Origin of the sequence: Cohaesibacter sp. CAU 1516 (assembly GCF_005771485.1) — a bacterium.
Classification (GTDB): Bacteria; Pseudomonadota; Alphaproteobacteria; order Rhizobiales; family Cohaesibacteraceae; genus Cohaesibacter; species Cohaesibacter intestini.
Genome location: NZ_VANT01000001.1, coordinates 1,070,207 through 1,095,097, shown reverse-complemented (window position 1 = coordinate 1,095,097; position 24,891 = coordinate 1,070,207). Strand labels below are relative to the sequence as shown.

Annotated in this window: 24 protein-coding genes and 4 tRNA genes; 4 read left to right on the top strand and 24 right to left on the bottom strand. The window is 54.5% G+C overall.

Annotated features, from left to right (window positions below):
- Positions 1 to 223: 223 nt before the first annotated feature.
- The 17 genes from nuoN to FDK21_RS04975 form a co-directional block, all read right to left on the bottom strand.
- Positions 224 to 1,669, bottom strand: coding sequence for an NADH-quinone oxidoreductase subunit NuoN (gene nuoN / locus FDK21_RS05055; RefSeq protein WP_114008878.1), 1,446 nt, complete (start codon positions 1,667 to 1,669; stop codon positions 224 to 226).
- A gap of 34 nt (positions 1,670 to 1,703) precedes the next feature.
- On the bottom strand, positions 1,704 to 3,215 hold the full coding sequence (locus FDK21_RS05050) for an NADH-quinone oxidoreductase subunit M (protein ID WP_114008879.1): 1,512 nt from the start codon (positions 3,213 to 3,215) through the stop codon (positions 1,704 to 1,706).
- Positions 3,215 to 5,170, bottom strand: coding sequence for an NADH-quinone oxidoreductase subunit L (gene nuoL, locus FDK21_RS05045; protein ID WP_210238672.1), 1,956 nt, complete (start codon positions 5,168 to 5,170; stop codon positions 3,215 to 3,217). The genes FDK21_RS05050 and nuoL overlap by 1 nt, the downstream gene beginning before the upstream one ends.
- 7 nt (positions 5,171 to 5,177) lie before the next feature.
- On the bottom strand, positions 5,178 to 5,486 hold the full coding sequence (nuoK, locus tag FDK21_RS05040) for an NADH-quinone oxidoreductase subunit NuoK (RefSeq protein WP_114008883.1): 309 nt from the start codon (positions 5,484 to 5,486) through the stop codon (positions 5,178 to 5,180).
- A gap of 60 nt (positions 5,487 to 5,546) precedes the next feature.
- Entirely contained in the window at positions 5,547 to 6,161 is a 615-nt protein-coding gene (locus FDK21_RS05035; protein WP_114008884.1) for an NADH-quinone oxidoreductase subunit J, read from the bottom strand.
- Positions 6,162 to 6,219: 58 nt separating this feature from the next.
- Complete coding sequence (nuoI, locus tag FDK21_RS05030) at positions 6,220 to 6,708, bottom strand: NADH-quinone oxidoreductase subunit NuoI (RefSeq protein ID WP_114008886.1); 489 nt, start codon at positions 6,706 to 6,708, stop codon at positions 6,220 to 6,222.
- A 1-nt stretch (position 6,709) separates the two neighbouring features.
- On the bottom strand, positions 6,710 to 6,967 hold the full coding sequence (locus FDK21_RS05025) for a hypothetical protein (protein WP_114008887.1): 258 nt from the start codon (positions 6,965 to 6,967) through the stop codon (positions 6,710 to 6,712).
- A gap of 17 nt (positions 6,968 to 6,984) precedes the next feature.
- Entirely contained in the window at positions 6,985 to 7,230 is a 246-nt protein-coding gene (locus tag FDK21_RS05020) for a hypothetical protein (protein WP_114008889.1), read from the bottom strand.
- A gap of 18 nt (positions 7,231 to 7,248) precedes the next feature.
- Positions 7,249 to 8,298: an NADH-quinone oxidoreductase subunit NuoH gene (gene nuoH, locus FDK21_RS05015; protein WP_138147688.1), complete on the bottom strand. Its 1,050-nt coding sequence runs from the start codon at positions 8,296 to 8,298 to the stop codon at positions 7,249 to 7,251.
- Positions 8,299 to 8,310: 12 nt separating this feature from the next.
- Positions 8,311 to 10,395 carry an NADH-quinone oxidoreductase subunit NuoG gene (gene nuoG, locus FDK21_RS05010; RefSeq protein WP_138147687.1) on the bottom strand — a complete coding sequence of 695 codons (2,085 nt, stop codon included), beginning with the start codon at positions 10,393 to 10,395 and terminating at the stop codon, positions 8,311 to 8,313.
- Between the two features lie 2 nt (positions 10,396 to 10,397).
- A complete protein-coding gene (locus FDK21_RS05005) occupies positions 10,398 to 10,742 on the bottom strand; it encodes a pentapeptide repeat-containing protein (RefSeq protein ID WP_138147686.1) in 345 nt (114 codons plus the stop codon).
- A gap of 7 nt (positions 10,743 to 10,749) precedes the next feature.
- Complete coding sequence (nuoF, locus tag FDK21_RS05000; protein ID WP_138147953.1) at positions 10,750 to 12,054, bottom strand: NADH-quinone oxidoreductase subunit NuoF; 1,305 nt, start codon at positions 12,052 to 12,054, stop codon at positions 10,750 to 10,752.
- 8 nt (positions 12,055 to 12,062) lie between these two features.
- Positions 12,063 to 13,160, bottom strand: coding sequence for an NADH-quinone oxidoreductase subunit NuoE (nuoE, locus tag FDK21_RS04995; RefSeq protein ID WP_138147685.1), 1,098 nt, complete (start codon positions 13,158 to 13,160; stop codon positions 12,063 to 12,065).
- A 97-nt stretch (positions 13,161 to 13,257) separates the two neighbouring features.
- Positions 13,258 to 14,448, bottom strand: coding sequence for an NADH-quinone oxidoreductase subunit D (locus tag FDK21_RS04990; protein WP_138147684.1), 1,191 nt, complete (start codon positions 14,446 to 14,448; stop codon positions 13,258 to 13,260).
- 25 nt (positions 14,449 to 14,473) lie between these two features.
- On the bottom strand, positions 14,474 to 15,076 hold the full coding sequence (locus FDK21_RS04985) for an NADH-quinone oxidoreductase subunit C (RefSeq protein WP_138147683.1): 603 nt from the start codon (positions 15,074 to 15,076) through the stop codon (positions 14,474 to 14,476).
- 103 nt (positions 15,077 to 15,179) lie between these two features.
- Positions 15,180 to 15,761, bottom strand: a complete 582-nt coding sequence (locus FDK21_RS04980) for an NADH-quinone oxidoreductase subunit B (protein ID WP_171021946.1) — start codon at positions 15,759 to 15,761, stop codon at positions 15,180 to 15,182.
- Positions 15,752 to 16,117, bottom strand: a complete 366-nt coding sequence (locus FDK21_RS04975) for an NADH-quinone oxidoreductase subunit A (protein WP_114008900.1) — start codon at positions 16,115 to 16,117, stop codon at positions 15,752 to 15,754. Before FDK21_RS04975 ends, FDK21_RS04980 begins: the two co-directional genes overlap by 10 nt.
- Before the next feature lie 615 nt (positions 16,118 to 16,732).
- Here FDK21_RS04975 and FDK21_RS04970 point away from each other — a divergent pair.
- Positions 16,733 to 17,836, top strand: coding sequence for a carbohydrate kinase family protein (locus FDK21_RS04970; RefSeq protein WP_171021945.1), 1,104 nt, complete (start codon positions 16,733 to 16,735; stop codon positions 17,834 to 17,836).
- Between the two features lie 321 nt (positions 17,837 to 18,157).
- On the opposite strand, the gene FDK21_RS04965 is transcribed toward FDK21_RS04970, so the two are convergent.
- Both FDK21_RS04965 and FDK21_RS04960 read right to left on the bottom strand, forming a co-directional pair.
- Positions 18,158 to 18,234: transfer RNA gene (locus FDK21_RS04965), tRNA-Asp, on the bottom strand.
- A 45-nt stretch (positions 18,235 to 18,279) separates the two neighbouring features.
- Positions 18,280 to 18,356, bottom strand: a tRNA-Asp gene (locus FDK21_RS04960).
- Between the two features lie 413 nt (positions 18,357 to 18,769).
- On the opposite strand from FDK21_RS04960, the gene FDK21_RS04955 reads away from it, so the two are divergent.
- From FDK21_RS04955 to FDK21_RS04945, 3 genes are all read left to right on the top strand, one after another.
- Positions 18,770 to 18,846: transfer RNA gene (locus FDK21_RS04955), tRNA-Val, on the top strand.
- 137 nt (positions 18,847 to 18,983) lie between these two features.
- A tRNA-Val gene (locus FDK21_RS04950) sits at positions 18,984 to 19,060 on the top strand.
- 590 nt (positions 19,061 to 19,650) lie between these two features.
- Complete coding sequence (locus FDK21_RS04945; protein WP_138147681.1) at positions 19,651 to 20,421, top strand: hypothetical protein; 771 nt, start codon at positions 19,651 to 19,653, stop codon at positions 20,419 to 20,421.
- Between the two features lie 39 nt (positions 20,422 to 20,460).
- On the opposite strand, the gene FDK21_RS20570 is transcribed toward FDK21_RS04945, so the two are convergent.
- The 5 genes from FDK21_RS20570 to lon form a co-directional block, all read right to left on the bottom strand.
- Entirely contained in the window at positions 20,461 to 20,622 is a 162-nt protein-coding gene (locus FDK21_RS20570; protein ID WP_157967595.1) for a hypothetical protein, read from the bottom strand.
- 39 nt (positions 20,623 to 20,661) lie between these two features.
- Positions 20,662 to 21,174: a hypothetical protein gene (locus tag FDK21_RS04940; RefSeq protein WP_138147680.1), complete on the bottom strand. Its 513-nt coding sequence runs from the start codon at positions 21,172 to 21,174 to the stop codon at positions 20,662 to 20,664.
- Between the two features lie 111 nt (positions 21,175 to 21,285).
- On the bottom strand, positions 21,286 to 21,561 hold the full coding sequence (locus FDK21_RS04935; RefSeq protein ID WP_114008909.1) for an HU family DNA-binding protein: 276 nt from the start codon (positions 21,559 to 21,561) through the stop codon (positions 21,286 to 21,288).
- A 51-nt stretch (positions 21,562 to 21,612) separates the two neighbouring features.
- Positions 21,613 to 21,921 carry a hypothetical protein gene (locus tag FDK21_RS04930; protein WP_138147679.1) on the bottom strand — a complete coding sequence of 103 codons (309 nt, stop codon included), beginning with the start codon at positions 21,919 to 21,921 and terminating at the stop codon, positions 21,613 to 21,615.
- Positions 21,922 to 21,978: 57 nt separating this feature from the next.
- Positions 21,979 to 24,405 (bottom strand): endopeptidase La, encoded by a 2,427-nt coding sequence (gene lon, locus FDK21_RS04925; protein ID WP_138147678.1) that lies wholly within the window; start codon positions 24,403 to 24,405, stop codon positions 21,979 to 21,981.
- Between the last annotated feature and the right edge of the window lie 486 nt (positions 24,406 to 24,891).

The following is a 24,891-nucleotide window of genomic DNA, read 5'->3' as shown; positions in this document are numbered from 1 at the left end:
CCTCGCGCCAACGCGGAAGACCGACAGCAGGGGAAATTCGAGTATGTGATCATCAGGCAGATGGCAGGTTGATTCCAACCCGCGCAAGTGATGTTCGGCAACGGTCCGATCAGCGCTTGCAAGCCGCCCAAATGACACCGCCCGAGGAAGCCCCCGGGCAGCAAAGTCTTAACACAACAATCGGTGTCTGTATCAAAAAATTGCCTTTGTTCCGCCTTTGGGATCAGAAAAAGCTCTTCGCAGCTTCCTCAGCCATCACCCGGATCGGGCCGATATAAAGCACCATGGTAAAAATAAACGCACCACTGAGGATCAGCACGGTTCTCAACTCCACCGGGCTTGCTTCAAAGCTGGGTGCGGGATCATCGAAAAACATGATCTTGACGATCCGCAGATAATAATAGGCCCCGACGACCGACGCCAATACGCCAATCACAGCCAGCGGATAGAGACCGGCCTCAATGGCGGCGAGGAACACAAAGAACTTGCCAAAGAAACCGCCCATCCAAGGCACTCCGGCGAGCGAAAACATGATCACGCCAATCAGGAAGGCCATTGGCAAGTCCGTCTTGGACAGCCCCGCCAAATCATCAATGCTCTGCACCATGCCATCCTTGCGTCGCATCGAAAGGATGGCAGCAAAAGCCCCCAGCGTCATGGCGATATAGGTGATGAGATAAATGATCAGCCCCTCGATACCCGCCGCATTGCCTGCCGCCAGACCAACAAGCGCATAGCCCATATGGCCAATCGAGCTATAGGCCATCAGCCGCTTGATATTCTTCTGCCCGATTGCAGCAAAGGCACCCAATACCATCGACAGAATCGAAATGAAGACAATCACCTGCTGCCATTGCATGTCGATCAACTCGAACGCCCCGAAGACAAACCGGACGATCAGCCCCATCGCCGCCACTTTCGGCGCGGCAGCCAAAAAGGCGGTGACCGGCGTCGGCGCCCCTTCATAGACATCCGGCGTCCACATATGGAACGGCACAGCGGAGATCTTGAATGTCAGGCCTGCGAGAATAAAGACCAACCCGAACACCACACCCAGCCCCGGCTCGTCGACATGCAGGGCTTCGGAAATGCCAGCAAAGGATGTGTGGCCGGTAAAGCCATAGATCAGGCTCATCCCATAGAGCAGCATGCCCGAAGACAGAGCTCCGAGAACGAAATATTTCAGGCCCGCTTCCGTCGCCTTGGCGCTGTCGCGTTTGATGGCAGCCACCACATAAAGTGCCAGCGACTGCAACTCCAACCCAAGATAAACCGCGATCATGTCGTTGGCAGACAGCATCATCAGCATGCCAAGGGTCGAAAGCAGGATCAGCACCGGATACTCGATGATGTCGAACTTTTCCGCCCGCGCATAGCCAACCGTCATCGCCAGCGCCACCCCGGAAGACAGCAGCACCAACAGCTTCATCAACCGGGCGAAGGGATCAAGAATGAAGGCACCATTGAAGGTTTCAACCTTGGCTTCCGGTCCGATCAGCAGCAGCACCCCGGCTAGGATCAACAACGCCACTGCCAGTCCTGTCACCACCTGACTGTTTCTTGAGCCACCAAAGGCGCCAATCATCAACAACACCATAGATCCCACCGCGAGCAGGATTTCCGGCAAAACCGGCATCAGGTCGGGAAGCGCAGCCAACTCAGGGGTCATGTTTCACTCACTTCTTTCAGTGGTCGCCGCGGCCCTATTGGGCCAGCATGGCAACCTTGTCCGCAGCAGCCAGAGCCGCCTGATAATTGTTGATCAGATTTTCCACCGCCGCAGCCGTGACATCCTGAATGGGCGCCGGATAGATACCGAACAGAACAGTCAGGAAGGCCAACGGCACCAGAATGATCTTCTCGCGTCGGTCCATGTCGAGAATGCCTTTGAGGCTTTCTTTCTCAAGCTTGCCAAACACCACCCGGCGATAGAGCCACAGCGCATAGGCCGCCGACAGGATCACCCCGGTCGTGGCGAAGAAGGCGAACCATGTATTGGTCTGAAACACACCAAGGATGGTCAGAAACTCGCCGACAAAGCCAGACGTGCCCGGCAGGCCAACATTGGCCATAGTGAAAATCATGAACAGGGTCGCAAAGACCGGCATCCGGTTGACCAGCCCGCCATAGGCAGAAATCTCGCGGGTATGCATCCGGTCATAAACCACCCCGACACACAGGAACAAGGCGCCCGAGACAATGCCGTGCGACAGCATCTGGAAGATGCCGCCCTGTACCCCCTGCGAGGTCATGGTGAACAGGCCCATCGTCACATAACCCATATGGGCAACGGAGGAATAGGCAATCAGCTTCTTGATATCCTCCTGCGCCAAGGCCACCAGCGAGGTATAGATGATCGCCACCGCCGAAAGGGCAAACACCATTGGCGCAAAGTAATCAGACGCCAGCGGGAACATGGGCAACGAGAAGCGCAGGAAGCCATAGCCACCCATCTTCAACAGGATTCCGGCCAGTATGACCGAACCGGCGGTCGGGGCTTGCACATGGGCGTCCGGCAACCAGGTGTGAACCGGCCACATCGGCATTTTCACCGCAAAGGACGCAAAGAAAGCCACCCATAGCCAGAATTGCATCTCGGGCGAGAAACTATGCGCCAACAGCTGGACAATATCGGTCGTGCCCGCATCCCAATACATCGCCATGATCGCCAGCAGCATCAGGACCGACCCGATCAGCGTATAAAGGAAGAACTTGAAGCTGGCATAGACCCGGTTTTTGCCGCCCCAGACACCGATGATGATGAACATCGGAATGAGACCGGCCTCGAAGAACAGATAGAACAGCACCAGATCAAGCGCACAGAAGACGCCGATCATCATGGTTTCCAGCACCAGGAAGGCAATCATATATTCCTTCAGGCGCTTGGTCACCGAATTGCGGCTGGCAAAAATCGCAGCAGGCATCAAGGCAGTGGTCAAAATGACAAACAGCATCGAAATGCCATCCACCCCCATGCGATAGGCGATGGTGGCACTCAGCCAATCGGCGCGCTCCTGCATCTGGAAGCCTGGATTTTCCGGGTCGAACTGGTTCCAGATCAACAGCGAGATCAGGAAGGTAACAATCGTCGTCCAGAGCGCCACATTGTTGATGTTGCGGCGGGCAATGGCATCATCCCCGCGCACCAGCAGGATCATCAGCGCACCGACAAGCGGCAGGAAAACGACGGTCGACAGCAACGGCCAGTTGTTCATTAGTGCGCCCCCCCGCTCAGCATGACGTAAGTTACCAGAAGCGCCGCGCCGATCATCATGGCAAAGGCATAGTGATAGAGATAACCAGATTGCAATTTGACCACCCGCTGGGTGACATCCAGCACACGGGCCGCAATGCCATTGGGTCCATAATGGTCAATGATCCGTTCATCGCCCCCCTTCCACAACACACGACCAATCCACTTGGCAGACCGCACGAACAAAAGGTCATAAAGCTCGTCGAAGTACCATTTGTTGAGCAGGAAACGATAGAGAATGTGGTGCCGTTCGGCGAGTTTCTTCGGGATCTGCGGTGAGCGGATATAGAAAAGGTAAGCTGTCACCAAGCCAAGCAGCATCATGACAAACGGCGCCAGTTTCACGGCCCATGGAACATTGTGGAACGCATGCACCAAATCATTCTCGGCCGAGACAAACAACGCCCCTTTCCAGAAATCATCATAATGATGCCCATAGAAGTCGCCAGCAAAGACCATGCCCGCAAAAACCGCACCGATGGCCAGCACCATCAAAGGCACAATCATCACTTTCGGGCTTTCATGGATATGGGCCTTGACGTCCGGGCTCATCCGCTCACGGCCATGGAAGGTCATGAAGACCAGACGCCAGCTATAGAAGCTGGTGAACAAGGCGGCAATCACCGTCAAGCCAAAGGCATAATCACTAAAGGCATTGTTGGCGGCAAAGGCGGATTCGATGATCGCATCCTTGGAATTGAACCCGGCAAAGCCGATCAAGGTACCCGGAATGCCAACACCGGTCAGCGCCAAAGTGCCGATCAGCATCAACCAGTAGGTCAGTTTGATATGCTTGGCGAGCCCGCCCATCTTGCGCATATCCTGCTCATTGGACACCGCATGAATGACCGAGCCGGCCCCAAGGAACAACAGTGCCTTGAAGAAAGCATGGGTGAAGAGGTGGAACACCGCCGCCCCATAGGCCCCGATACCCAGCGCCACAAACATGTAGCCAAGCTGCGAACAAGTCGAATAGGCAATCACTCGCTTGATGTCATTTTGAACCAAGCCAACGGTGGCAGCAAAGAAGGCGGTGGTCGCGCCAATGAAGGTGACCACTTCCAGCGCCGTTGGCGCCAGCTCGAACAGAGGCGACAGACGCGCCACCATGAAGACACCCGCTGTGACCATCGTCGCCGCATGGATCAAGGCCGATACCGGCGTTGGACCTTCCATCGCATCAGGCAACCAGGTATGCAGCAGGAACTGCGCCGACTTGCCCATGGCACCCATGAACAACAGAAGACAAACAGTCGTCAGTGCATCCCAATCCTGCCCGAGGAAATGGATCGTCTGTCCCTTGATGCCCTCTGCATTGGTGAAAATCTCGCTGAAGCTGATCGTATCGAACAGCACATAAACGCCGCAAATCCCTAGAGCAAAGCCGAAATCCCCGACCCGGTTGACAATGAAGGCCTTCATTGCCGCCGCATTGGCTGACGGTTTCTGATACCAAAAGCCGATCAGCAAATAGGAGGCAACGCCTACCCCTTCCCAGCCAAAGAACATCTGCAACAGATTGTCAGCGGTGACCAGCGACAGCATCGCAAAAGTGAACAGCGACAGATAGGCAAAGAAGCGCGCGCGATGCGGGTCCTCGTGCATATAGCCGATGGAATAGACATGAACCAGCGAGGAGACCGTGTTGACCACCACCAGCATGACGACCGTCAGGGTGTCCACCCGGATCGACCAGTCAATGGTCAACGCACCAGACTGGATCCATGTGAAGATGGAAACGATCCGCGTTTCATCATGGCCAAACCCGACCGAGAAGAAAGCAATCCATGACAACAGAGCGGCAATCACCACCAGCGCGCTGGTGATATATTCCGATGCCTTGTGGCCCAAAGACCGACCGAACAGACCGGCGATCAAGAAGCCCAGAAGCGGTAAAAAGACGATGGCCGAATACATGATACTCTCAGCCCTTCATCATGTTGATGTCTTCAACCGCGATGGAGCCGCGATTGCGATAGAACACGACCAAAATGGCCAACCCGATAGCGGCCTCGGCCGCGGCGACAGTCAGGATCAGCAGACCAAAAATCTGCCCCACCAGATCGCCCAGATAAGAGGAGAAGGCGACCAAATTGATATTCACTGACAGCAGGATCAACTCAATCGACATCAGGATGACGATGACATTCTTGCGATTGATGAAGATGCCGAACATCCCGATCACGAACAGGATCGCTGCTACAGTCAGATAATGGCTCAGTCCGATTTCCATCTTTCTGGCAGTCCCTTCTTCTCATGCCCTTGCAGGCCCACAGACAAGGGAACCGGTAGGCTATATGCCTTTGCCCGATTCCACTTTCTTGATTTCAATCGAATTCTCGATCGTCCGCGCCACCTGACGCGTAATATCCTGACGCTGAACATCCTTGCGATGATGCAGCGTCAACACGATGGCCCCGATCATGGCGACCAACAGGATCATCGCCGCGCTCAGGAAGTAATAGACATACTTGGTATAAAGCAGCGATCCGATCGCTTCGATGTTCGACATCTCGGCCAGATCAGGGATCGGTTCACCCAGATTGGCCACCACGTCGGGGCTGATCGCCCAGCCGCCAATGGCAATGATCAGCTCGGCCAGCAACACCAAACCAACCATCAGGCCAATCGGCATATAGCTCAGGAATCCCGCCCGCAGCTCGACAAAGTCGATATCCAGCATCATCACGATGAACAGGAACAGAACCGCCACCGCGCCGACATAGACCACAATCAGCAACATCGCCAAAAATTCTGCCCCCAGCAGCACGAACAGAGCAGCGGCATTGAAGAAGGCAAGGATCAGGAACAGCACCGAATGAACCGGATTGCGCGCCCCGATCACCATCAGCCCGGACCCGAGCAGGACCGCCGAAAAGAGATAGAAGAAAAAGCTCTGAAGAATCATGTCTTTCGCTCTGAAGCCCGGTCTTGGGCTTCCCTTCCGTTATTCCTTGCCCCGCCCATCAGCGATAAGGCGCGTCCATTGCAATATTGCGAGCCAGTTCCAGCTCCCAGCGTTCGCCATTCTCCAGCAGTCTTTCCTTGTTGTAGAACAGTTCCTCGCGGGTCTCCGTGGCAAATTCGAAATTCGGCCCCTCGACAATCGCCTCCACCGGACAGGCCTCCTGACACAGACCACAATAGATGCATTTGGTCATGTCGAGGTCATAGCGGGTGGTGCGGCGGGTGCCGTCATTGCGCCGAGGGCCAGCTTCAATCGTAATGGCCTGCGCCGGACAGATCGCCTCGCACAGTTTGCAGGCAATGCAACGTTCTTCCCCGTTGGGATAGCGTCTGAGTGCATGCTCCCCGCGAAACCGGGGGCTGACCGGCCCCTTCTCAAACGGGTAATTGATCGTCGCCTTGGGCGCAAAGAAATAGCGCATCGAGAGGAAGAAGGCAGAAACAAACTCCTTCAACATCAGCGATTTTGCAGCTTGAGCAAGTGCCATACTATCCTCCAAAGAACCGTTGGCCAGCGACAAAGCCGACAAGAGTGAACAAGACCGGCATCGGAATGCGATACATGAAGCGCGTAAAGTCGGCCACCTGAGCCTGTTTTTTGGCGTCCAGTGTGGTGCGCCGTCCCATGATAAAGCCGTCGTCCTGCGCCCGCAGAACCGCCGGCAACACCAGAAGATTGGCGAGCACAGCCGTCAGCAGCCCGATCAGGGCGCCCAAACTGCCAGCAATGAAAGGCGTCATCACCATGTTTCTCTCCAAGCGGCTTATCCAGCCAATGACAATCCGGCCCAATAACCGATCACCGGGAACAGCAACTGGGTGCCACACCAGATGCCGAACTGAATCCAGTCCCCGTATTTCTTCGTGTCCGGATGATTGGCCAAGCCCTTCTCCGAACGCATCTTCATCCATTTTGCCCCGATCAGACCGCCGATCATCTTGAAATCGGCCCAACCGATCACACCACCAATCAAGGCCCCGATCATGCCGGGCAGTGACAATTCAAACATATCGTCTCTTCGCCTCGCTTACGGAGCCCAGCCCATGAACTGCAGCACACCGGCCACCAGCACCACATAAAACAGCGACAAAGGCAGAAACACCTTCCAGCCAAGGCGCATCAACTGGTCATAGCGGTAACGCGGCACAAAGGCCTTGGTCATGGCAAACATGAAAAACACGGCACTGGCCTTCAAAAAGAACCAGACCACCCCCGGCACCCAGGTAAAGGGCGCAAAATCAAACGGCGGCAACCAGCCCCCCATAAACAGGATGACGGTCATCGAACACATCAGCGCAATCGCCACATATTCGCCGAGCATATACATCATGTAAGGGGTCGAGCCATATTCGACCATGAAGCCCGCAACCAGCTCCGATTCTGCTTCTGGCAGATCAAAGGGAGGCCGGTTGGTTTCGGCCAAAGCCGAGATGAAAAACACAATGAACATCGGGAAAAGCGGCAGCCAGTACCAGTTAAGGAAACTGAGCGATGGCATGCCGAGCCATGTTGCCATGCCGTCTTTCTGGGCCAGCACGATGTCAGTCAGATTGAGCGAACCGACGCAAAGCAAAACAGTGATGATGACAAAGCCGATGGAGACCTCGTAGGACACCATCTGCGCCGCCGAACGCAAGGCAGACAGAAACGGATATTTCGAGTTCGACGCCCAGCCCCCCATGATGATGCCATAGACACCGAGCGAGGAAATGGCGAGAATATACAACACCCCGACATTGATATCGGCAATCGCCCAGCCTTCAGCCACAGGCACCACAGCCCATGCGGCCAAGGCCACCGTCACCGTCATCAACGGCCCGAGCAGGAAGATCACTTTGTTCGAGCCAGATGGGATCACCGGTTCCTTCAAGACGAACTTCAGCAAATCGGCAAAGGATTGCAACAGACCCCAAGGCCCGACGACATTTGGCCCGCGCCGCATCTGCACCGCTGCCCAGACCTTGCGGTCGGCATAAAGGACATAGGCAATGATCACCAACAGGGCGACAAGCAAAAGCAAAGATTGCCCTATGATAATCGCGCCGGGAATTAGCCAGTTTGTGACAAATCCATCCATTCGTCAGTCCCTTTACTCTGCGGCGTCTGCCGCGCGTTCCTTGGCCAATGCGCTGCACTCGGCCATGGTGGCGGAGGCGCGAGCAATCGGATTGGTCAGATAATAATCGGCAATCGGCGAAACCATCGCCTGCCCCTTGACGGGTTTGGCAAGCTTGGCCAGCGCCTCGACGTCGGCGACATCGCCAACAAGACATTCATCGACATTGGCAAGATCCGGATGCGCCTCGTACAGTTTGCCGCGCAATTGTTGCAGGCTATCAAATGGCAATGTCTTGCCAAGCACCGCAGACAGCGCCCGCAGGATCGCCCAGTCTTCCTTGGCATCCCCCGGCGCAAAATTGGCCCGATAGGCCATCTGCACCCGGCCTTCGGTATTGATGAACAGGCCGGATTTTTCGGTATAGCTTGCCCCGGGCAGGATCACATCCGCATGATGCGCCCCGGCATCGCCGTGGCTGCCAATATAGATCTTGAAGGCATCGTCAAAGGCATCAAAGGCCAACTCGTCCGCGCCCATCAGGATCAGCACCTCAACGCCCCCATTCTGCATGGCAGCAATATCCTTGCCCCCATCCTGCGGCACGAAGCCGACTTCAAAGGCCCCGACGGCACTGGCATCGGTATGCAGCACCGAGAAGCCATTCCACTCAGCACCTGCCGCGCCACAAGCCACCGCCAGCTTCGCTGCCTGTCCTAGAACCGCAAGGCCATCCTCATGGTTGATCGCGCCCTGCCCGATCAGGATCAGCGGCCGCTCGGCCTTGTTTAGAATGTCAAAGAAAGCCCCATCACCACCAGCAAGGCTTGCCAGCGTATCCGAGCCTGCGCCCAAATAGTCATAGTCATATTTAAGGTCGGTCTGCTCACCGATCACGCCGATCCGCACGCCACCCGCCAGCCACGCCTTGCGAATGCGGGCATTGAGAACGGCAGCTTCCATGCGCGGATTGGAGCCAACAATCAGGATCGCATCGGCGTCTTCGATGCCCTCAATCGTCGCATTGAACTGATAGGCAGCCCGGCCCATCGCCGACGTCAGCACCGAGCCATCCTGCCGGGCATCGAGATTGCCCGAGCCCAGCGAGGCCATCAGCATTTTGAGCGCGAACATTTCCTCGACGCTCGCCATGCTCCCGGCAATCGCACCAATCCGGTCACCAGACAGACCATTGAGCTTGTCAGCCACGCACCTGAAGGCTTCGTCCCACGCAACCGGGGTCAGCTTGCCATCCTTGCGGACATAGGGCCGATCCAGACGCTGGCTTTTCAGCCCGTCCCAAATGAAGCGGGATTTATCAGAAATCCATTCCTCATTGACCGCATCATTGTTGCGCGGCTGGATCCGCATCACCTCAATGCCGCGTGTATCCACCCGGATATTCGAGCCAACGGCATCCATCGCGTCGATGGTTTCGGTCTTGGACAGCTCCCATGGCCGCGCCGTAAAGGCATAGGGGCGTGAGGTCAGTGCCCCGACCGGGCAGAGATCGATCACATTGCCCTGCAACTCCGATGACAATGCCGCTTCAAGATAAGTGGTGATTTCGGCATCTTCGCCACGCCCCACCAAACCCAGTTCCTGAATGCCCGCCACCTCGGTGGTGAAACGCACACAGCGGGTGCAGTGAATGCAGCGGGTCATCACGGTTTTGACCAAAGGCCCAATATACTTATTCTCGACCGCCCGCTTGCTTTCGCCATAACGCGAACCGCCCTTGCCATAAGCCATGGCTTGGTCCTGCAGATCGCATTCCCCTGCCTGATCGCAAATCGGACAATCGAGCGGATGGTTGATCAACAGGAACTCCATCACCCCTTCGCGGGCCTTTTTCACCATCGGCGACTTGGTGAAGATTTCCGGCGGTTCTCCATCGCGACCCGGACGCAAATCGCCCACGCGCATCGCACAAGAGGCAGCCGGCTTTGGTGGCCCGCCCTTGACCTCGACAAGGCACATGCGGCAGTTGCCCGCCACGGACAGACGCTCATGGAAGCAAAAACGCGGAATCTCCGCCCCGGCCTCTTCTGCGGCCTGCAGAAGGGTATATTCGCCGGGCACCTCGATTTCGTTGCCGTCAACAACCAGCTTTGCCATAGTCAACTTCCCTTGCGGTCCTCAGTCTGCGCCCTGTAAGCGGCCAACAGCGCCATTACGTCGATCCCATCGATGGTCATCCCCGAAAGATTGCAATGTGTCAGGGCGACACCGCTGAGATTGGCGTGATCCACGACCACCCCGGACAGGTTTGCCTTCTTGACCGACCAACCAGACATATTCACTTCTTCGAAGGAACAGCTCGACATATTCACGCCTCTGTAGCTGGTCCCCATCAGGTTTACATTGTCAAATGTGCACCCTGTCAATTTCACATTGTTGAAGCTCGAGTTAGACAGATCGCAGTCTGTTGCGTCGATCTTTTCTTTCTCCTCAAAAAGCTTCATAGCATCCTCACTCTGCCGCCACCTGCGGAGCCTCATCCGGCTTCGGATTGGCCGTATATTGATCAATGCGTTCCTCGATCACCGGGCGGAAATGGCGGATCAGGCCCTGGACCGGCCAGGCTGCAGCATCGCCGAGCGCACAGATTGTGTGCCCTTCCACCTGTTTGGAGACCTCGAACAGCATGTCAATTTCCTTTTTCGACGCTTCGCCCCGCACCATGCGTTCCATCACGCGCCACATCCAGCCCGTGCCTTCGCGGCATGGGGTGCATTGGCCGCAGCTTTCATGTTTGTAGAAATAAGACAGCCGGGCAATCGCCTTGATGATGTCGGTTGACTTGTCCATCACAATCACCGCCGCCGTGCCAAGGCCAGAACCAAGGCCCTTGAGACTGTCAAAATCCATCGGGCAATCAACAATCTGCTTGGCAGGTACGCACGGCACCGAAGAGCCACCCGGAATAACAGCCAACAGATTGTCCCAGCCACCGCGAATCCCGCCGCAATGCTTGTCGATCAATTCCTTGAACGGCACTGACATGGCTTCCTCAAAGGTCGCGGGCTGGTTGACATGGCCAGACACACAGAACAGCTTGGTGCCGTGGTTATTCTCAGCCCCAAAGCCTTTGAACCAAGCCGCCCCACGCCGCAGGATGGTCGGCGCAACGGCGATGGATTCCACATTATTCACCGTCGTCGGGCAGCCATAAAGGCCAACATTGGCCGGGAATGGCGGCTTCAGGCGCGGCTGGCCTTTCTTGCCTTCAAGCGACTCAAGCAACGCCGTCTCTTCGCCGCAAATATAAGCCCCGGCCCCATGATGGACGATGATGTCGAAATCATAACCGTGAATGTTGTTCTTGCCGATCAGCTTGCGATCATAGGCCTGATCGATTGCGGCTTGCAGCCGCTCCCGTTCACGAATGAACTCGCCACGCACATAAATGTAAGCGGCATCAGCCTGCACGGCGAACCCGGCAATCAGACAGCCTTCCACCAGATGATGCGGATCGTGACGCAGAATTTCACGGTCCTTGCAGGTGCCCGGCTCGGATTCATCCGCATTGACCACCAGATAATGCGGACGCCCTTCCTGTTTGGGTGGCATGAAGGACCATTTCAGCCCCGTCGGGAAGCCAGCACCGCCCCGGCCGCGCAGACCGGACGCCTTCATCTCCTCGATGATCCAGTCACGGCCCTTTTCCAGCAAGCCTTTGGTGCCATCCCACTGCCCGCGCTTCAGCGCCCCATCCAGCCCCCAGTCATGGATGCCGTAGATGTTGGTGAAAATGCGATCTTTATCCTGGAGCATTGCGACCATCAGCTGTCTCCCTTGCTCTTGCTGGAGTCAACTTCGCCTGCTTCGACCCGCTTGGAAAAATCTGTTTCGCCACCGGCTGCCAGGGTCTTGGCCTGTTCGATCCAGTTTTCCCGCGCAATCCGGCCACGGAAAGACAGTTGCGCATCAACAAAGGCGCAATTCTCATCCGTCCAGGCAGCGATCTGCGAAAAATGATAGACCCCGAGGCCATTCAGTTTGGCTTCAATTTTCGGCCCGATGCCGCTGATTTCCTTCAGATTGTCAGCCACGCCATCGGCAGGTGCCTCGAGCAGGGCCGGTGCGTCGCCATCTGTCTTGTGGGCTTGCTTGTCGATCGCCACTCCCGGCTTTGCCTCGGAGGCTGCCGCCTTGGCATCTGTCTCCTTGGGTACGGCTTTTTCGACGGGCAACTGGTCGGCAGGCTGGCTTTCCTCGGCAGACTCTTCCGGAATGCCCGCACCCAGACCATATTTCACCACCGAACCATCATAGAGCGCAGGGTCGGTCAGTGTCACAGGCCCTTCCGCAGGTGCCGAACCGATCCGCCCTTCCTGCTGAGAACCCGGTTTAATCTCTTTGCCGGCGTCAATTTTGGCAATGAGATCTTCCAGAATTTCCGGCGTCAGATCTTCATAAGTGTCCTTGAAAATCTGGATCATCGGTGCGTTGACACATGTGCCAGCGCATTCCACCTCTTCCCACGAGAAATTGCCATCCTCGGACAGGGTGAAGGGCTTGTTGGCAATCTTGTTCTTGCAAACCCGGATCAGATCTTCCGCTCCACGCAACATGCAAGGCGTCGTACCGCAGACCTGAATATGGGCCTTGGCACCAACCGGCTGCAACTGGAACTGGGTGTAGAAAGTCGCAACTTCCAGCACGCGGATATAGGGCATCGACAGCATGTCGGCGACATATTCGATCGCCGGTTTGCTGATCCAGCCTTCCTGTTCCTGTGCCCGCATCAGAATCGGGATCACAGCGGAAGCCTGACGGCCCTCGGGATATCGTTTGATCACACGCTGCGCCCATTCGAGATTCTCCGCGGAGAAATCGAAAGAGGCAGGCTGTTCGCTATGCAGGCGACGGACGGACATGTCTGCCGTTCCTATTCTTTGTTTGATCGCGGCGCCCAGAGCGCGTTGATCCAGTTCACATCATTCTGGGACCATCATGGCGGCCCCGCAAAAACTCTTAGCGATCAATTTCCCCGAACACGATGTCGAGAGAACCGAGAATGGCCGAGACATCCGCCAGCTGATAGCCGCGCGACAGGAAATCCATCGCCGACAAATGCGCATAACCCGGCGCACGAATCTTGCATTTGTAAGGCTTGTTGCTGCCATCGGCGACGAGATAGACACCAAACTCACCCTTTGGTGCCTCCACGGCGGCATAAACTTCACCCGCCGGCACGTGGAACCCTTCGGTATGCAGCTTGAAATGATTGATCAGCGCTTCCATCGAGCGCTTCATCTCGTCCCGGCGCGGCGGCACGATCTTGTCATTTTCCGCCATAACCGGCCCCTGCCCGTCTGGACGACGCAGTTTGTCGATGCACTGGCGCATGATGCCGACCGACTGGCGCATCTCTTCCATCCGCATCAGATAGCGGTCGTAATTGTCACCATTCTTGCCGACCGGAATATCAAATTCCATTTCGTCATAGCATTCATAAGGCTGGCTCTTGCGCAAATCCCACGGCACACCGCACGAGCGCACCATGCAACCGGAAAAGCCCCATGCCCAGGCATCATCAAGCGCGACGATGCCAATGTCGGCATTGCGCTGCTTGAAAATCCGGTTGTCGGTCAACAAGGCGTCAATGTCATCAACCACCTTCAAAAACGGATCGCACCAAGCCTCGATATCATCAATCAGATCCGTTGGCAGATCCTGATGGACACCACCGACCCGGAAATAGTTGGCATGCAGCCGCGCCCCGGAGGCCCGTTCATAGAAGATCATCAGCTTTTCACGCTCTTCAAAGCCCCAGAGCGGCGGCGTCAACGCCCCGACATCCAGTGCCTGCGTGGTGATGTTCAGCAAGTGGTTGAGAATGCGGCCAATCTCGGAATAAAGCACCCGGATGAGCGACGCACGGCGTGGAATTTCCAGCCCCAGCAACCGTTCAACCGCCAAGCAGAAGGCATGCTCCTGATTCATCGGCGCAACATAGTCAAGCCGGTCGAAATAGGGTGTCGCCTGACTGTAAATCTTGTGCTCGATCAACTTTTCAGTGCCACGATGCAAAAGACCAATATGCGGGTCAACCCGCTCAACGATCTCTCCATCCAGCTCCAGAATCATCCGCAGCACACCATGGGCCGCCGGATGCTGCGGGCCGAAATTGATATTGAAATTTCTGACTTTTGCTTCAGCCATCTGTCTCGATCCCTCTCAGCCTCACCTAGCCCTTGGCCTTTTCATCGCCCGGCAGCGCATAGTCAACGCCTTCCCATGGGCTGAGAAAATCAAAATTGCGGAATTCCTGTGCCAGCTTCACTGGCTCGTAGATGACCCGTTTCTTCTCATCGTCGTAGCGCACTTCATAATAACCCGTGAGCGGGAAGTCCTTGCGCAGCGGATGGCCGTCGAAGCCATAGTCGGTCAACAGTCGTCGCAGGTCCGGGTGGCCAACAAACAGAATGCCATACATGTCATAGGCTTCACGCTCGAACCAGTTGGCCCCTGGATAGACCCTACAGGCCGAATCGACATGATCACTCTCCGATGCATTCACCTTGACCCGAATGCGGCTATTCTGTTTTGGACTGAGCAGATGATAGACCACCTCAAACCGTTCCGCCCGGCCCGGATAGTCAACCGCAGTCACGTCAATGAAGCAGGCAAACTGGAGCCGAGGATCATCGCGCAGGAACCGCAACACTTCGAGAATGTCCGGCCGCTGAACGGTCACGGTCAGTTCGCCAAAGGCAACCGCCCAGTCAACAACCTTCCCTTCCAGAGAAAAAGCGACATAGTCGCCCAGATCTCGCAATGCCTCGTCCATAATGCACGATCCTGTCTCGGGCCAGATGACCCATGGTCCTTGAATATCTTTAGCCCACCCGACAGCAAACGGCGAGTGAACCATCGTCGAGTGACTCAAACTGCTAACGTTCGATTGAGCCGGTGCGGCGGATCTTTTTCTGCAGCAGCATCACGCCATAAAGCAACGCCTCGGCCGTTGGGGGACAGCCGGGAACATAAATATCGACCGGAACAACCCGGTCACAACCGCGCACAACTGAGTAAGAATAGTGATAGTAACCGCCGCCATTGGCACAGGACCCCATCGAGATCACATAGCGCGGCTCGGGCATCTGGTCATAAACCTTGCGCAAGGCCGGAGCCATTTTGTTGGTCAGCGTTCCGGCGACAATCATCACGTCGGACTGGCGGGGCGAACCGCGCGGCGCAAAGCCGAAGCGTTCGCAATCATAGCGCGGCATCGACATCTGGATCATCTCGACCGCGCAACAGGCCAGACCGAAGGTCATCCACATCAGCGATCCCGTACGCGCCCAGTTGATCAGATCATCGGTCGCGGTAACGATGAAGCCCTTGTCCGACAATTCCTCATTCACCTGCATGAAGAAAGGATCGTCAGCGCCGACAGGTTTGCCGGTCTTCGGGTCCAGAATACCCTTCGGCTGCTCTGCTACCAGCGTTTGATTGTTTCCGATCAATCCCATTCCAGAGCCCCTTTCTTCCATTCATAGATGAAGCCGATCGTCAGAATAGCCAGAAAGATCATCATCGACACAAAACCGAACATCCCCAGATCACCGAAGGCGACCGCCCACGGAAACAGGAAGGCCACCTCAAGGTCAAAGATGATGAACAAGATTGCCACAAGATAGAATCGCACATCAAACGTCATGCGCGCATCGTCGAAGGCATTGAATCCGCACTCATAGGCTGACAATTTTTCCGGATCGGGATTTTTGTAGGCAAGAATAAAGGGAGAAATCAGCAGTGCCAGGCCGATCACCAACGAAATACCAATGAAAATGATGATGGGCAGATATTCCCCGAGCAGATTTTCCATCGCTAGTCGGTCCTCTCCATCTGATGGCAACGCATGTCTTGTACCGCTTGAAACAGATGTCGTGTCAAACACCCTGTATCGTCAAGCGAAATTCTGCGACATCAGATACATACACTCAGAACGAGCGCTATTGGTCAATGGCACGATTAACTCAGTGTAAGTGCTTAGGCAAGGAATTTGTGGCGTTACAATGCCAATGAACTAGAGGTTTGCCAGTAGATTGTGGCAAACTCTGTTATAGCCAAATCACTCTCGCAACATTGTTTCGCACTCTATCCAAACCCAGCTTTCCAGAGCTTAACCACCTGTCCCATAAAGGGAAACCATTGCGTGCCAACAAATCGCACCACTGCCCTCCTGTGGCATCTACGATGTGCCAACTTGGCGCAGGCAAGCCCAACCACATGGTCACCCACAATGAAATCGAATTCAAACTGTGAAATATGCTTAGAAGTCATACTCTTTTTGCCGAATTTGATTTATTTCGGGTCGTAAAACAAAATCCTATCTATACACTAAAGGATAATGTGCCTAGGTTGTCGCCGAGACACCAGCGACAGAATTCTCACTCTCCATGCTCCCAAGATGGTTCAATCCAGAAAAGAGGCAAGTTTGATGAAAACAGCAACAATCGGATCAGCCATGATCGATATCATTACCATTGTTGCGGACAATGATATCGAGCGCATCTCCATGACCAATGCGCACAATTCATTTTTGCTGCTTGAACAAGGCCGGAAAATTGACGCGCGCAATATTTCGACTCATGTCGGAGGCGGCGCGATCAACGCAGCCGTAGCACATGCCCGCCTTGGCCACGAAACAACACCGACCGTCAAACTGGGTGACGATATCGAAGCCCAGATGGTGCGCGAGCTTTTGAAGCGAGAAGGTCTGTCCGACGGAAATCTCATGGTGACCGACAAGGCCATCACCGGCTGCTCAGTCATCATTGCCTCCCACGACCGCAATGCCTCAATCTTTACAGCGCGCGGCGCAAACTGTCTGGTGGTGGATGATGACATCCATGAAGGCATTTTTGATGGCGCCCAGCTTCTCCATATCGCACCCATGTCGAAAGAATCGGCAGACGCCTTCCCGATGATTTGTCAGCGTGGCCGAGAGTCCGGCGCCTTTGTGGTCGCCAACCCCGGCGAGCGCCAGATCAACCGCCGTGGTGAGCAATTCATCGAGACTGCCAAGAATATTGACCTGATCAACATCAACCGTGCCGAAGCGGAATGCATGTTGCCGGTCCTGCTGGAAAACAGCGATCACAACAACATGCGCACCATCAAATTCACCGAACGCCCAGAGCGCAGCCTGTTGACCCGTGGCCTGATCATGGATCACACCCACTGCTCACTCGCTGGCTTCATGTCCTTGCTGATGGCTGCAGGCCCGAAATGGGTACTGATCACCGACGGCACCGGCGGCGCTTATCTCAGCGGTGAGAAAGGCGTTTATCATTGCCCGATCTTCAAAGCCAACGTCAAAGGCACCGCAGGCGCAGGTGACGCCTTTACATCAACTTTCGGCGCGATGCTGGCCGACGGTGCAGAGCCGGAAAAAGCCCTGCAGCTGGCCGCCATCAATTCAGCCTCCGTGGTGGAATATGTCGACACCCAATCCGGCCTGCTTGACATGGAAGAACTCGAAGCCCGCTTCGCCAAGGATGGCGACATACTCGAAGTCAAATTCTGGCCTTGGCAGGGTTGATCACCCGGTTCAGTTTGAGAAGTCATGAAGCCGCATTCCCAAGGATGCGGCTTTTTCTATGTGCGGCTGACGACTGCTGCACAGTCTCCTGCCCTGAACACTTTTCCGCTCCGTGCCAGCAAGTAGCCTGCGGCCTCTCCAAGGCCCTCTGAGCGCCACGACAAAGGGCCTCAGAGCATGCATCGAAACATCCAACCAATACCGAAACTGTAGCGACACAAATGCCCTCACAGAGCAGCAAACAACGCAAATAGTTGGGAAATCAACGCATAAAAAAAGCACCTTGCGGTGCTTTGGCCACTTGCCTCCAAAGGGAGAAAGTGGCGAGAGTGACGGGACTCGAACCCGCGACCTTCGGCGTGACAGGCCGACGCTCTAACCAACTGAGCTACACCCCCGCAACATGCGGTCCAGACAGTCACAATCTGGATGCGGGATCTGGGTGGCGAGAGTGACGGGACTCGAACCCGCGACCTTCGGCGTGACAGGCCGACGCTCTAACCAACTGAGCTACACCCCCAGTACCCGGCCCACACTCACTGTCGCCGAAGCGTCATGTTCGTGTGGAGTGGCGCTGAAATACGACGCTGAGGTATTGAAGTCAAGCGCCGTACAAATTCTTTTTGTGCAAACTTTCAATGCCCTGTGAGAAACCTGATGTTTCAGCCAATTTTTTCCTGTGAGAAAGAAATGGCCTTGGAAAAGTTTCGCTCACCCCACCGGATCGCACCCACCCGCAACAGCGCAATGCATACATCCTTGCAGGGATTCCCCTTCCCTGCAAACGAGACGGATCGGTCAAGCCACAAAGCAGCCCTCAAAGTGCCGATCCAGATGCGGCAGCGATTTCCCCAACGAATGGGGAACACTGTCATTTTTTTGTTGCAAGCAAGCCTGTCAGACCGTAAAAGCACCTCACGCACAACGGCGCAAGGGTGATTAGCTCAGCTGGTTAGAGCATCTCGTTTACACCGAGAGGGTCGGGAGTTCGAATCTCTCATCACCCACCATTTCTTGCTCGTCAAGAAATGGGCTGAAGCTTCCAAACAAACGGAACCATCAGCGGCAAGCGCATTTTCGATTTCGAAAATCGCTGAGAGCCATAGAGGCTTGTGCGGAGTTTTTCGGCGTTTCTCTGAAACGCTAAGGGTGATTAGCTCAGCTGGTTAGAGCATCTCGTTTACACCGAGAGGGTCGGGAGTTCGAATCTCTCATCACCCACCATTTCCCAAGCTTTTGCAGAGCAAAAGCGTTATGACCCATCCACTCAATTTGAATTTGAAGCGGCAGGTGCATTTTCTGTAGGAAAATCACCCAGAGCCCGAGAGCGTTTGCCACGCAAAAGCGCAACATCCCTCCCCCACAGCTCGACATCATCTGCGAACCGCCAAAACGACAACAATGCGGACATTTCAGACGTTCGCTGCATAGCCGAAATTTCACAGCGATATAGAGTGCTTCAGGTAAACAGGGCGGATTGCCGACATTTCCTGCACGTGCACAATCCTCGATGCTGCAGGCAAGAGCTGACATTCAAGGGGTATCGAAGCTCGTCCTGGCTATCACGGCTCGTTCGGGCGGTAAGCGGGCGTTCGCCGCGCGCGAGAGAGAAGCATGCCGGCACACCAAGAAATGCCGTTCAAATGGAACTGAGAGCGAGTAATTTTTCGCAGCATTCTGCACCTTGGGCTCGTGGTCACAGGTACGACAGCAGAGGCGTTGACATACCTGTGATAAATTGCAATACGCTTGAGACTGAGAACGGCGCACCAATTGTTGATCCGGCAAACTTTAATTTACCATACAGGTGCAAAATGGATAGTAAGAACTTTATTTACACACCCATCTGGGTCCGCGTTCTGGCTGTTGGCGCTCTCGCAATCACACTAGTCATGTCGCTTTTTGTTACGTGGCACTATCTGGGAACAGACAAGGAAACATGGCTGCTTGTCGCCATGTCGCTTGCTCAGGTGTCTGCATCCGGTCTCGCCTTTGCGTTAGTTGTTTTCTATTCATCCAAGGATGCCGGCTTATCTGGCCTGCAACATAAAACAAATGCGTTTCTCTGCCGAACACTTCCACGAAACTTGCTGCTCATAGATATCCCAACTCCTCTTTTGCTGGACTGGAAAGAATCAAAAATCAGCAAAAGACAGATAAATAGAGATTTGTCAAATTCTCCCACGAGCGTCAGAATACAAAAAGTCTCCGGTGGAAATTCGGCCCTGTATGTCATTGACGCGTTGGGAGAAAGTCTGAACTTTCGGGTGCAGGTCAATGTGTGGGAGCTCACAGTTTCATACTATTTCCCTGCCGAATCCCATTTAGATGTTGATAAACTGAAAGACAAATTGGAGTGGGCGACAAGCCGATTTACGAAAATAGTAGGATATAATGAGAGTTGGTATTTCAGCAAAGAAGATTTTGACCAAAAGAGCTATGTATCCGTTCATCTGACAAAAGACTTCGACAGTGATTTTCTTGATGACGACAGGCAAAAACTTAATTTTGCGCAAGACCTTACTACCAGCACAAGATCATTGATAAAGGAGTGCAAAGCCCAAGGTATCGCTTTGACTCATTGAGCCGAGTTGACAAGGTCGCATCCAATTCCAATCATTTCTTCATTTGTCAGGTCTGCCATCATTCGCCGCGTAAAAATGCTGCACGAGGGGCGAATGGCCGGTCTCGTGAAGCTGCAGCGCAGCGCTCGGCAGGAAAGCGAACGGCAGGTCTGGGCCGCGATTTTCAGCCGCCTTTTGTTGCGGATGCGAACGTTCCTTCATTTTGAAGGTCTCGAAAGGGCTCCAATCCGGTATTCTTCCTCACGCCACATGGTGCCTGAGACTTTTGAGGAACGCATAGACGCGTTTTTCGGTCTTTCCTTTCTCGAAGGCTTCGAGAAGCGCCTCAGTCCAGCCATCTTCAGGGTTCAGCTCTTCAACAAAGCCCTCAAACTGGTCCAACTCACCACGCGTCAGTGGCAGGGCTTCGGCGGCTTTGAGCAAAGACAGCAGCTCATGGGCTCGCAGTAAAATGACAAAAGCGCTGGTCATGTCGTTGAGCAGGCTTTGCTCGAAATGCCAGTTGCGCCCACCAAACAAGTCCTGCACCACCCGCTGCCCTGCCCCTTGGCAATTGAAATTCATGCAGCCGTGGTAACCTTCCGCCTCTCTGCAATCATATATCTTGCAGCCGTTATTCTTATCGAGCTGTGGGCATGGCGCCCCATTGGGCTTGTCGATCGGAAACATGTCCGACTTGTCAAAAGCAAGCGAAACACAGCACAAGGCCGCACATTTGGAACAATCCGGTTCCAGCAAGTTTTCGTCGATCATGAAGCATCCTTTTCAAGGGTCAGGCATTGGTCTTGGCCATTGTAGCAAAAAACCCCCGGCCCGTAAGAGAGCCGAGGGTTTTAAAAGCTTAGTGAGCCAGTCGTCAGCTGATTAGCTGTTGACGGCGTCCTTCAGACCTTTACCAGCTTTAAACTTAGGCGTTTTGGAAGCTGGGATCTGAATGGTATCGCCCGTGCGCGGGTTACGACCTTCGGTAGCTGCACGCTCGGTCACGGAGAAGTTGCCAAAACCGATGATGCGCACTTCATCACCACCCTTCAGGGTATCGGAGATGATGTTGAACAATGCATCGACAGCGTCACCAGCTTGCGCTTTGGTCAGGTCTGCCTTTTCAGCGACAGCAGAGATCAGTTCATTCTTGTTCATAATTAATTCCTTCTCGGTTCAATCACGAAAGCCTCAAGTCCTTCGCGACGCTTAACCCTTATGAATCACCACACCTTGGGAAAATACCAGACGCGAGTTGCGACAATCCGGCGAAACAGGTGAGAAATCAAGCATAAAATTCGCAGAAATCAGCCATTTCAAACGCTGTAAACAAGAAATAGAAATCTGTTGCGTAAAAAACGAGCAAGCGAAATTAAATGTTGCCGTTTTTCCCCGTGATTTGGTCGGCTTTTCCCGAACAATCCGCTGATTCCCGCCAAAAATCCAGTTTGTTTGAAGAGGACCATTGAAGAGGTCAGCCAGATTCGCCCCCTCCCGAATTTCGACACCAGCAGACAAAAGAAAACCCGCTCAAGGCGGGTTTTCATTTTTCTCGCGGCTCGATCAACCCAAGCCTTAATGCTGAAGCGAGGTTGAGTCTTCGGACTCGTCACTCTTCAGGCCGACATCCGGCATCTGGCTTTCATCCCATTCAATTGGTTCGGGCAGTTCAACAAGCGCATGTTCCAGCACCTGCCCGACATTGGAAACCGGGACAATATCAAGCGCGTTCTTCACATTGTCCGGAATGTCGGCCAAATCCTTGGCATTCTCTTCCGGAATGAGAACGGTCTTGATGCCGCCACGCAAAGCCGCAAGCAATTTTTCCTTGAGGCCTCCAATCGGCAACACACGGCCGCGCAAGGTGATCTCACCGGTCATGGCAACATCCTTGCGCACAGGGATGCCGGTCATGATGGACGTGATGGCAGTTGCCATCGCGATACCAGCCGAAGGTCCATCCTTTGGCGTTGCGCCTTCGGGCACATGCATATGGATGTCTTTCTTGTCGAACACAGGCGGTTCAACACCGAAATCCACGGCCCGCGAGCGGACATAGGAGGCGGCTGCCTGAATCGACTCCTTCATCACATCACGCAGGTTGCCCGTCACGGTCATCTTGCCTTTACCCGGCATCATGACACCTTCGATGGTCAGCAATTCGCCGCCCACTTCCGTCCAGGCAAGGCCGGTAACAACACCAACCTGATCTTCAGAATCGATCTCCCCGAAGCGGAACCGCGGAACCCCGAGGAAATCCTCGATATTGTCCGTGGTCACATCGATCTTATCGAGCTTCTTCATGATCAGATCCTTGGTCACCTTACGCGCCAGCTTCATCAGCTCACGCTCAAGGTTACGCACACCTGCTTCGCGGGTATAGCGCTGGACGATCATCCGAAGACCGGAATCATCAAGGGTGAATTCGCTGTCCTTCAGGCCATGATCCTTGGTTGCTTTCGGGATCAGGTGACGGCGTGCAATTTCCACTTTCTCGTCTTCGGTGTAACCGGCAATGCGGATCACTTCCATACGGTCCATCAACGGCGCTGGGATATTCAGCGTGTTGGCCGTGGTGATGAACATGACATTGCTGAGGTCATATTCCACCTCAAGATAATGGTCCATGAAGGCGTGATTCTGTTCCGGATCAAGCACTTCAAGCAAAGCCGAAGACGGGTCGCCACGGAAATCCATGCCCATTTTGTCGATCTCGTCGAGCAAAAACAGCGGATTGGCCTTCTTGGCTTTCTTCATCGACTGGACAACCTTGCCCGGCATCGAGCCGATATAGGTCCGACGATGACCCCGAATCTCGGCTTCATCCCGCACACCACCAAGCGCCATGCGAACAAATTCACGGCCCGTGGCGCGTGCAATCGACTTGCCAAGCGAGGTTTTACCAACACCCGGAGGACCAACGAGGCAGAGGATCGGGCCTTTGAGCTTGTTGGTGCGGGTCTGCACCGCCAGATACTCGACGATCCGTTCCTTGACCTTCTCGAGGCCATAATGATCCGTATCGAGAATGGATTCAGCTTTCTCAAGGTCAACCTTGACGCGGGACTTCTTGCCCCACGGAATACCGGTGAGCCAATCGAGATAGTTGCGCACCACGGTGGCTTCCGCCGACATCGGGCTCATTTGCTTGAGCTTTTTCAGCTCTGCATCAGCCTTCTCGCGCGCTTCCTTCGACAGCTTGGTTTTCTCGATGGTGTTTTCCAGCTCGCGGATCTCGTCCGCGCCATCCTCAGAATCCCCCAGCTCCTTCTGAATGGCCTTCATCTGCTCATTCAGATAATACTCGCGCTGGGTTTTCTCCATCTGACGCTTGACGCGACTACGGATGCGCTTTTCCACCTGCAGAACGGAAATCTCGCTCTCCATCAGGCCAAGCACCTGCTCAAGCCGCTCGACAACGCTGACAATACCAAGAATTTCCTGTTTTTCCTGGATCTTGATCGCAAGGTGCGAGGCAACCGTATCGGCCAGCTTCGAGTAATCCTCGATCTGGGACACAGCGCCAATCACTTCAGGCGACACTTTCTTGTTCAGCTTGACGTAATTTTCAAATTCGGTCGACACGGAACGGGCCAAGGCTTCAACCTCAACCTGATCGCCGTCATCATCGCGCATCACCGTTGCGCTGGCTTCGAACAGATCGTCGCGCTTGGTGAAGTCGCAAAGCTTGGCGCGGTCCATCCCTTCGACGAGCACCTTGACGGTCCCATCGGGCAGCTTGAGCAACTGCAGGACGCTGGCGAGCGTTCCAATCTTGTATATGTCTTCAGGGGCCGGATCATCGTCGCCGGCATTCATTTGCGTTGCCAGCAAAATCATCTTGTCCGACTGCATCACTTCTTCAAGCGCGCGAATGGACTTTTCGCGTCCGACAAACAAAGGCACAATCATGTGCGGGAAGACAACAATGTCTCTTAGTGGCAAGACCGGATAAGTGTCTGCAACCTTCTGGCCGCTCTCATCGATTTGATCTTCGGTCATGCTTCCTACCTTTCTTGGCTGCGTCACCTTTCCAAAATAGACAAGGCAACGTTTGCGGCCTCATTTTGGCCCGCAAATCAGCAGGTACCCCTCGCAAGCCAATCATTGGCTCCGAGGACAAGTCTGGTCACCTGCAGGGAATGGGTGAGACTCAAACACGCAGTTTCACCACGGTATCATTTAGTTGGGACTTGACGACAGGCTTTTCAACCCACTCCACAAGCCAATGTCATCTTTGTGAACAAACACAAAAGGCAATTCGAACCAAAGTCTACAACTTTCATCAATACTTCTCTAAGCAATTGAAAGATCGATTAAATCACAGTCATTTTATTGACTTTACGGTTCAAAACTATATTTGGCTCAATTGGTTTTGGACATTGGAAAACCGGGCGAGAGACGGACGCGACAACCAAGACAAAAGCCAGCGCATCAGCCTGTTACTTCAGTCTTGCCAACAAAAAAGGCGACCTTAAGGCCGCCTCC